6 protein-coding genes and 1 pseudogene are annotated in these 6,682 nt (G+C 38.1%); all 7 read left to right on the top strand.

Going from position 1 to position 6,682, the window contains the following annotated elements; all coding sequences use genetic code 11:
- Positions 1-217 precede the first annotated feature (217 nt).
- The 7 genes and pseudogenes from ACFQZ1_RS01190 (at position 218) to whiA (ending at position 6,679) form a co-directional block, all read left to right on the top strand.
- The gene (locus ACFQZ1_RS01190; RefSeq protein ID WP_377880270.1) at positions 218-949 is read left to right on the top strand and encodes a (Fe-S)-binding protein; all 732 of its coding nucleotides are present in this window, start codon (positions 218-220) and stop codon (positions 947-949) included.
- A gap of 2 nt (positions 950-951) precedes the next feature.
- Positions 952-2,386: pseudogene (locus tag ACFQZ1_RS01185) on the top strand (LutB/LldF family L-lactate oxidation iron-sulfur protein).
- A complete protein-coding gene (locus ACFQZ1_RS01180) occupies positions 2,367-3,068 on the top strand; it encodes a LutC/YkgG family protein (RefSeq protein WP_377880269.1) in 702 nt (233 codons plus the stop codon). The pseudogene ACFQZ1_RS01185 and the gene ACFQZ1_RS01180 overlap by 20 nt, the downstream one beginning before the upstream one ends.
- A 213-nt stretch (positions 3,069-3,281) precedes the next feature.
- A complete protein-coding gene (locus tag ACFQZ1_RS01175) occupies positions 3,282-3,740 on the top strand; it encodes an NUDIX hydrolase (protein ID WP_377880268.1) in 459 nt (152 codons plus the stop codon).
- A 20-nt stretch (positions 3,741-3,760) separates the two neighbouring features.
- The gene (gene rapZ, locus ACFQZ1_RS01170; protein WP_377880267.1) at positions 3,761-4,642 is read left to right on the top strand and encodes an RNase adapter RapZ; all 882 of its coding nucleotides are present in this window, start codon (positions 3,761-3,763) and stop codon (positions 4,640-4,642) included.
- A 3-nt stretch (positions 4,643-4,645) separates the two neighbouring features.
- Positions 4,646-5,599 carry a gluconeogenesis factor YvcK family protein gene (locus ACFQZ1_RS01165; RefSeq protein WP_377880266.1) on the top strand — a complete coding sequence of 318 codons (954 nt, stop codon included), beginning with the start codon at positions 4,646-4,648 and terminating at the stop codon, positions 5,597-5,599.
- Between the two features lie 129 nt (positions 5,600-5,728).
- Positions 5,729-6,679 (top strand): DNA-binding protein WhiA, encoded by a 951-nt coding sequence (gene whiA, locus ACFQZ1_RS01160; RefSeq protein WP_377880265.1) that lies wholly within the window; start codon positions 5,729-5,731, stop codon positions 6,677-6,679.
- The last annotated feature ends 3 nt before the right edge of the window (positions 6,680-6,682 follow it).

Below are 6,682 nucleotides of genomic sequence, written 5' to 3'. Positions count from 1 at the left end.
AGCCCGATTGGTTCAACTAACCATTCGAAGGAAAGGCACCTTCGAATGGAAGTTTCACTGTATCCCGCTCTAACAAGCAGTAAGCGAAGCTGGAAATTCGAGGAGGAGAACTGCTTGTAAGAACCCGATTGGTTCAACTAACTATTCGAAGGAAAGGCACCTTCGAATGGAAGTTTCACTTTTATCCCGCTACTTTACCTTATTTGGAGGTGTCAATATGAGAGTATCCGTATTTATTACTTGTCTTGGAGATGTTTTTTATCCAGAAGTAGGAAAAGATGTTGTTGAAATTCTTGAAGATTTAGGTTGTGAAGTCGACTTTCCAAAAGATCAAACCTGCTGTGGTCAACCTGCTTATAATAGCGGTTATCAAAAAGAAACGAAAACAGCTGCAAAACATATGATTGAAGCATTTGCTGGTGCAGAATATGTTGTGGCACCATCCGGGTCTTGTGTCATGATGGTTCACGAGTTTTCAAGCTTATTTTCTGAAGGTGAAACAGAATGGCGGCAAAAAGCTACTGAACTGGCGAATAAAACATATGAATTTACACAATTTCTTGTAGAAGTGTTAGGTAAAGAAGATTTAGGTGCGGAACTTCATAAAAAAGCAACCGTTCATACATCTTGTCATATGAGCCGGTTGATGGGTATTAAGGAACCTCCTCAAAAGTTATTAAAACATGTAAAAGGGTTAGAAGTCGTTCCGTTATCACACAATTATGATTGCTGTGGATTTGGCGGCACATTCTCAGTGAAGATGGCAGAAATATCTGAGCAAATGGTTGATGAAAAAGTGAAACATATTATGGAAACAGGTGCGGAAGTGTTAATCGGAATGGATTGCAGCTGTTTAATGAATATAAAAGGTCGATTAACACGTAATGGTTATCCAATTGAGGTAAAGCATATTGCACAAGTATTAAATGAAGATAGAAAGGGGATATAAAAATGGGAATGAAAATTGGAAACGAACCCTTTCATAAACGTACTGAAACGGCCGTTGGTGATCAATTCATGAGAAGGGCTGTTGCGAAAGCGCAAGATGGCCTTAGAGGTAAGAAACTAAAAGCAACTGAGAGTCTTGGGAATTGGGAAGAATGGCGATCTTTAGGAGAAGAGATTCGAAAGCATACATTAGAAAACCTTGATTATTATTTATATCAACTTAGTGAAAATGTTGAGAAAAACGGGGGCTTTGTTTATTTCGCAGAGACTGCTGAAGAGGCAAGGGAATATGTAAAAGGTATTATAAAAAAGAAAAACGCGAAAAAAATTGTGAAATCAAAATCTATGGTAACGGAAGAAATCAGTCTAAATGAAGCAATTGAAGAAGTTGGCGGGGAAGTGCTAGAAACGGATCTTGCAGAATTTATTTTACAAATTAATGACCATGATCCGCCATCACATATTGTTGTTCCTTGTCTTCATAAAGATAAAGAAAGTATTTGCGAGTTGTTTAAAGAAAAAATAGGTTATACCGGAACAGCTGATCCCGAAAAAATGGCGAGGTTTGTACGGAACTACTTGCGTAACGATTTCTTAACAGCGGATGTAGGAGTGACTGGATGTAATTTTGCTGTTGCAGAGTCTGGGTCTGTTTCGATTGTAGCAAATGAAGGGAATGCACGATTAGTTACGACTATTCCCAAAACGTTAATTACTGTTATGGGAATGGAACGGATTGTCCCAACATGGGAAGAGCTTGATATCTTAGTAACACTCCTGTGCCGAAGCTCTGTAGGACAAAAGTTAACAAGTTATATTACAGGTTTAACGGAACCTGGGGGGACAGATGGCCCTGAGGAATTTCATTTAGTGATTGTTGATAATGGCCGTTCCAATATTTTAGGAACAGAATTCCAGAGTGTCCTTCAATGTATTCGTTGTGCAGCATGTATTAATGTATGTCCAGTATATCGTCATATCGGAGGACATGCATACGGTTCAATTTATCCGGGTCCAATCGGTGCTGTATTGACACCACTTTTAGGCGGATATGATGAGTATAAGGATTTGCCTTATGCATCTAGCCTTTGCGGTGCTTGTACGGAAGCATGTCCTGTAAAAATACCTTTACACGAATTGTTAATTCAACATCGCCGACAGATTGTAGAAGAGGCGAAAAAGTCTCCTTTAGCTTGGGATATGGCTATGAAAGGTTTTGAAAAAATGGCGAATAGCTCAAGGTCGTTCTCTTTGGCAGCGAGGACAGCTCCGTACGCATTAAGGCCTTTTATAAAAGGAGACAAAATTGAACGCGGAGTAGGACCGTTAAAAGCTTGGACAGAAGCAAGAGACTTCCCGGCTCCGAAAAAACAACTGTTTAGAGATTGGTTTGAAAAACGGTCAAGGGAGGATCGATAATGGCCATTCAAAATCGTGAGGAGTTTTTATCCAAGTTATCAGAAAAGCTAGGGAGAAAACGTCCAGAAGCAGTAAAGAAGCCGAGCTGGTCTTTTTCTCCGCAATGGAGTATTTTTGACGGATTAACACAAGATGAACTTATACTGAAGTTAATTGAACAATGCAAAGATATTCATACAGAAGTTCAGCGAACAACAAAGGCGAATCTTGCTGAAACATTACAATCCTTTATGAAAGAATGGAATATAAAATCAGTTATTTATTCTCATGATGAACGATTCGATGAATATAATCTTAGTGATTTTTTAACAAATGACGATGCAACACGTTTTCATAAATGGGACTTAAATCATAAAGAAGAGAGTATTGAATTTGCAAAAACAGCTGACGTTGGAATTACGTTCAGTGATATTACTCTCGCTGAATCAGGAACCGTTGTTTTATTTAATGAGGGTACGAGAGGAAGGCCTGTTAGTCTTCTTCCAGAATCATATATTGCAATTGTCCCGAAAAGTACGATTGTGCCACGTTTAACACAGGCTACGAAGATGATTCACAATCAAAATAGGAAGGGGGAAGAAATTCCATCCTGTTTGAATTTCATTTCTGGTCCATCTAACAGTGCTGATATTGAAATGAATCTTGTTGTAGGCGTGCATGGACCAATAAAAACAGCATATATTATTGTAGATGATCAATAATTGTATAAGAATTTTTTGCGGGGGCTTACTGCTTGCTCAGCAAGAATTATCCTAATTTTATTTTTCACTAAATGGTGATGGGAATAGCCTCTCATCATCTTTTTCATTTGTGGCAGGCCGGGAGTTCCTTCGTTGTGACAAACTGTATTTGATAGTATAATGAAGTGAGTATATAATGGGAATTCCCTGTTATAAGTAGCTGAGGTGAGAAGTTTGCAAAGAGTGACAAACTGTGTGTTAATTAAGGATAATGAAGTTCTCCTATTACAAAAGCCTCGTCGAAATTGGTGGGTTGCTCCAGGCGGTAAGATGGAGCGCGGCGAAACAGTAAGAGAATCGGTTGTTCGCGAATATCGCGAAGAAACGGGTATTTATTTAAAGAATCCAATATTAAAAGGTGTCTTTACTTTCGTAATTCAAGAAGGGGATAAGGTTGTTTCTGAATGGATGATGTTCTCCTTTTTGGCAACAGACTTTGCAGGAGAAAATAAATTGCAAAGCGAAGAGGGTATAATAGGTTGGCATACACTTGATAAGATTGATGAGTTGCCAATGGCGCCAGGTGATTATCATATTATTGATTATTTAATTAAAGGAAATGGTATTATTTACGGTACATTTGTATATACGTCAGACTTTGAATTACTTTCGTATCGATTAGATCCGAGTTAAGCCAGAAGGGGGGGGATATGATGGACGCACATAATGATATTAAAATGGTCATTATTACAGGAATGTCCGGAGCAGGGAAAACTGTTGCTCTGCAAAGCTTTGAGGATTTAGGATATTTTTGTGTGGATAATTTACCGCCCATGTTGTTACCGAAGTTTGTTGAATTAATGGCAGATTCGAAAGGGGAAATGAATAAAGTAGCGCTTGGTATCGATTTGCGTGGCCGAGAGTTTTTTGATCATTTATGGGGAGCGCTTGATGATTTAACAGAGCGCACATGGATTATTCCGCATATCTTATTTTTAGATGCAAAAGATAGTACGCTTGTAACTCGTTATAAAGAAACAAGGCGTTCACATCCACTTGCTCCAACAGGTCTTCCGTTAAAAGGAATAGAAGCAGAGCGTACGCTATTAACAGATATGAAGGCGCGCGCGAATATTGTACTTGATACGTCAGACTTAAAACCGAAAGAGTTAAGAGAAAAGATTGTTCAATTATTCTCAACTGAGAGTGAGCAAGCATTTCGTGTGAACGTGATGTCATTTGGATTTAAATATGGTATTCCAATTGATGCTGATTTAGTATTTGATGTTCGTTTTTTACCGAACCCATATTATATTCCACACATGAAGCCGTTAACAGGTCTTGATGAGGAAGTATCGTCCTATGTGCTGAAATTTAATGAAACGCATAAATTTCTAGAGAAATTAACAGATCTTATTTCCTTTATGCTTCCGCATTATAAACGAGAAGGAAAAAGTCAACTTGTTATTGCGATTGGATGTACAGGGGGACAACATCGATCCGTTACGCTTGCAGAATATTTGACGAAATATTTGAAGCAAGATTGTCCAACTCATGTGACTCATCGTGATGTGGAGAAGAGAAAGGGACATTAGGCGATGGGAAAAGAGAGGAAACCGAAAATCGTTATTATGGGAGGCGGAACTGGTCTATCCGTTTTATTACGCGGTTTAAAAAAGTATCCTGTCGATATTACAGCGATTGTAACGGTTGCTGATGACGGGGGCAGTTCTGGGAGACTTCGTGATGAGTTAGAAATTCCACCTCCTGGAGATATTCGCAACGTGCTTGTTGCGTTGTCTGATGTGGAGCCTCTTGTCGAGGCATTATTTCAACATCGTTTTACATCAGGAGAAGGATTAACAGGGCATGCGCTTGGTAATTTATTGTTAGCGGGAATGACGGCTATTACGGGCGATTTCTTTCATGCTATTACAGAAACAAGTAAAGTGTTAAATGTAAGAGGCCGCGTACTTCCGGCTGCAAATCAAAGTGTTGTTTTGAATGCAGAGTTGGAAGGCGGGCAAATTGTAAGCGGAGAATCTAAAATTCCGTATTACGGTAAAAAAATTAACCGTGTCTTTTTAACACCAGGGGAAGTAGAGCCGCTTCATGAAACATTAACAGAAATTCATAAAGCTGATTTACTTGTATTTGGACCAGGTAGTCTGTATACAAGTATTTTGCCGAATTTAATGGTAAAAAAAATCGGCGATGCAGTCCTTCGTGCAAAAGCGAAGAAAGTATATGTGTGTAATGTAATGACCCAAGCGGGTGAAACAATGGAATATACAGCGTTTGATCATGTAAAAGCATTGCATGATCATCTTGGAGAAGCGTTTATTGATACAGTAATAGTGAACGATGAACTAATTCCAGCTGAATTATTAGAGCGTTATGCAGAAGAAATGTCGGAGCCAGTTGTAATTGATGAAGCGCATTTTACAGCAAAAAATATTAAGTTGATTAAAGAGCGTTTAGTAAAGTATGATGATCAAGTTGTACGTCATGATACAGTAAAACTAGCTTCGATTTTACATTCGTTAATATAAATTGTAAGCTTGAAAGAATAGTAAATAGGCTTGCAGGATAGAAGGCGTTACTTCTTTGGAGTAACGCTACAAATTCATTTAGGGTATAAAAATAATGATGAGTTTATATTTTGTCAGGAGGTGAAATGGTTGTCATTTGCATCAGAAACAAAGAAAGAGCTGACAAAGCTTGAAATGAAGGCGTGCTGTGAGAGGGCAGAGTTATCAGCATTACTTCGTATGAACGGTTCACTCTCCTTTTCAAATCGCCGTGTAATTATTGATATTCAAACGGAAAATGCAGCGATTGCTCGAAGGATTTATACATTATTGAAAAAAGGATATAACGTTACAGTTGAATTGCTTGTGCGTAAGAAAATGCGCTTAAAGAAAAATAATGTGTATATCGTTCGTTTAGTCGAAAAAGCACGTGAAATTCTATCGGATTTACACATTGTAAGAGAGGATTTTTCGTTTATTCGTGATATTTCACAAGAATTAATTGAGAAAAAATGCTGTAAACGTTCATACTTACGCGGTGCGTTCTTAGCTGGTGGTTCCGTTAATAATCCGGAAACATCGTCATATCATCTAGAAGTTTTTTCGTTATACAAAGAACATAATGATGCGATATGTGAACTTATGAACGAGTTTGCATTAAATAGTAAGACGTTAGAAAGGCGAAAAGGGTATATTACGTATTTAAAGGAAGCGGAAAAGATTACTGAGTTCTTAAATATTATTGGTGCTCATAATGCCCTTTTAAGGTTTGAAGATATTCGTATTGTGCGCGATATGCGTAATTCTGTAAATCGTCTTGTGAACTGTGAAACAGCAAACTTAAATAAAACGATTGGTGCAGCATTAAGGCAAATCGAAAATATTCGGTATATTGAGGAAACAGTTGGTCTGGATTTCTTACCAGATAAATTACGTGAAATCGCAGAGCTGCGTATTAATTATCAAGATGTTACATTGAAAGAATTGGGGGAAATGGTATCCGGGGGGAACATTAGTAAATCGGGTATTAACCATCGCTTGCGTAAAATCGATGACATTGCTGATAAATTACGTGCTGGAGAAGCGGTTGTAAAAAAATAAAAG

Origin of the sequence: Bacillus sp. CGMCC 1.60114 (assembly GCF_042676365.1) — a bacterium.
Taxonomy (GTDB): Bacteria; Bacillota; Bacilli; order Bacillales; family Bacillaceae_G; genus Bacillus_A; species Bacillus_A rhizoplanae_A.
The sequence above is the reverse complement of the archived record's forward strand: the minus strand, read 5'-3'. Positions and strand labels throughout refer to the sequence as shown.

Excerpts from the sequence above, each read along its gene's own strand:
- ACFQZ1_RS01190 (WP_377880270.1), top strand. The coding sequence starts at position 218 with ATGAGAGTATCCGTATTTATTACTTGTCTTGGAGATGTTTTTTATCCA.
- ACFQZ1_RS01180 (WP_377880269.1), top strand. The coding sequence starts at position 2,367 with ATGGCCATTCAAAATCGTGAGGAGTTTTTATCCAAGTTATCAGAAAAG.
- rapZ (WP_377880267.1), top strand. The coding sequence starts at position 3,761 with ATGGACGCACATAATGATATTAAAATGGTCATTATTACAGGAATGTCC.
- ACFQZ1_RS01165 (WP_377880266.1), top strand. The coding sequence starts at position 4,646 with ATGGGAAAAGAGAGGAAACCGAAAATCGTTATTATGGGAGGCGGAACT.